At 37.9% G+C, this 1875-nt stretch carries 2 protein-coding genes; one reads left to right on the top strand and one right to left on the bottom strand.

Translation table 11 applies throughout. The features are described from left to right. Positions 1-516 precede the first annotated feature (516 nt). Entirely contained in the window at positions 517-879 is a 363-nt protein-coding gene (locus WAZ74_RS10350; RefSeq protein WP_422308222.1) for a hypothetical protein, read from the top strand. A gap of 304 nt (positions 880-1183) precedes the next feature. Here WAZ74_RS10350 and WAZ74_RS10355 read toward each other — a convergent pair. Continuing rightward, a partial coding sequence (locus tag WAZ74_RS10355) for an IS3 family transposase (RefSeq protein ID WP_422308223.1) occupies positions 1184-1875 on the bottom strand: 692 nt, incomplete at its 5' end.

A 1875-nucleotide genomic window follows, 5' to 3' on the forward strand; every position in this document is an offset into this window, starting at 1 on the left:
CAATCGATGGACATCTAAAGGGACTAAAAATAGCTAAATTTTGCCAAACATCGTCAAATAGCTGGGTAATATCCCGATATTAACTGCGCTATTTTCCTTATTTGCCTGCAATTTATCTTATTTTTATCACCATTTTAAAATGAGGACACGCCCTAATATATAAGGTAAATATAATGCTAGAAGTTAATTTTTTTTAAGCAAAGCGGTGTTTATTTCCAAATAGTTGGTAACTACTTCCTACTAGGCGATGGGACAACAGGTCATATTAGGAATCTAAAAAAATCAGTAAAGGAGCTTTGCGAAGAAGTTTACTTTATAACTGAAATAGACTGGGCGCCTATAGATAAATACCTAGAGGACAACAAAGAAAGTTATGGAGATTTTGAAGATTGGAATAAAATAGCATCTAATCTACCCAAGGACGATTGGAGTGCTTTTAATTGGGCATCGCTATTAATTAGACAGCGAAAGGGGACGGTTGAGCTCTCTAAGTCCTCAAATGCTGATGTTCGTCAAATGGTAGCTCATGCGGGTTATCGCTTAAGTTATCTCGCTAATGATAAAGATGATAGCGTGCGTAGAGAGGTAGCTGAACAAGGTCATAATTTATCAAACTTTATAAGAGACAGCTCTTATTTGGTGAGAAAAGCCGTTGCTGAGCAGGGTTATGGTTTAGATATATTATATAAAGACAAAATAACTGATGTTAGAGTAGCTGTAGCAAGGCAAAAGTATAGACTGGATATAATGATCGATGACAAATCACCTTATGTCAGGGCGGAAGTAGCTAAGCAGGGATATGGAATTGATAAGTTATCGAATGATAATAGTAAAATTGTTCAACGAGCAATTAAAGACTATAAGATAAAATTTGTATAGGTAAAGGTGGTAGAAAATCCCAGGAAGTGATTAAAATATTGGTTATTCAGCCACGGTCCATGATTTATATATAGTGTAGATTAGTACTTTTTCAGTATGATAGGTAATTACTAAAAAATCATATTAATAGATGCTGCTATCTTATTCAATATGATAAGTAATTATTATTAGTAATTTCTCCAGTCTATATTAATCAATGACTTAGAGAGTTATTAGTATGATAGGTAATTACTCAATGACATGAGTAATTACCTATCATGACCCCTGCCGTCAAATCCGTACAGTTAAACTTGGGAGAGTTTAGTTACGCAGCCTGACGATAGAAGTCAAACCACACCTGCCTTGGCGTTTTATAGCCCAAGCCCTTTTGAATTCTTGTTTGGTTGTAGTAAAGCTCGATATAGCCGATGATATCGTTGATGGCTGCAAACCTTGTTTTATAGTCTTGGTGATACACAAGCTCATTCTTCAATACGCCCCAGAAGCTTTCTATTGGAGCGTTGTCGAAACAATTGCCTTTACCACTCATTGAGCCTTTAAATTGATGCTGCTTGATAATCTTGTGGTAGGCATGGCTGCAGTACTGACTGCCTCTATCAGAGTGAACGATTAGCCCTTTGCTTGGACGTTTGTTCTTGATAGCCATCTTGAGTGCATGACAGACCAAATCTGAGGTCATGCGTTTATTAATCGCGTAGCCAACCAGCTCTTTGGTATATAAGTCTTTAACGCCAGCCAAGTACAGCCAGCCCTCATGGGTCCAGATATAGGTGATGTCACTGACCCACGCTTGATTAGGCCGACTGGCATCGAACTGCTGATCAAGTACGTTTGGATAAACTAGCTTATTGTGATTAGAGTCAGTGGTGACTTTAAAGCGCTTATGACGACGGCATTTGATGCCATATTCTTGTTTGATACTTCTAACCATGTATTGGCTAATATGATGCCCTTGCTCAGTTAGCCGGGCATGTAAACGCTCATAACCATAGCGCT

This window comes from Psychrobacter sp. (assembly GCF_049295055.1).
In the GTDB taxonomy this organism is placed as follows: Bacteria; Pseudomonadota; Gammaproteobacteria; order Pseudomonadales; family Moraxellaceae; genus Psychrobacter.